Annotated in this window: 1 pseudogene; it reads right to left on the bottom strand. The window is 51.8% G+C overall.

Annotation, left to right across the window (positions count from 1 at the left end):
* Positions 1-44 precede the first annotated feature (44 nt).
* A pseudogene (locus AC4IFO_RS23155) lies at positions 45-328 on the bottom strand (carbon-nitrogen hydrolase family protein); the annotation flags it as partial.

Raw genomic sequence — 328 nt, 5'->3', positions numbered from 1 at the left:
CGAGGACGGGACAATCTGCCCAATCCGAAATGTGCGTGCCAGACTCATCCTTTTTTCTCCCCAAACGGTGCATCGTTCTCAGTCGGGTTTAATTCCTCCACACTTTGCCCCTCGCCGTAAAAACGGGCAGCACTCAGTGGGCGGCGGTTCACCTGTAAATCAAAGATATCAAAGCGGTTATAGTGCCCCGTAATATCGTGCATTTGCCGTGGTTGAATACAGCGGTTTAAATCAATCTCGCCGTACACAACCCCTTCTTTATCAATCAGCGGTTCGCCAACCACGCGGCCATCTGGGCCGATAATGCCCGAAAAGGCACTGTTTGGAC

The sequence above is a fragment of the Providencia sp. UF-224 genome (genome assembly GCF_058245955.1).
Note: the sequence above shows the minus strand (reverse complement) of the source record. Positions and strands in the feature narration are given on the sequence as shown.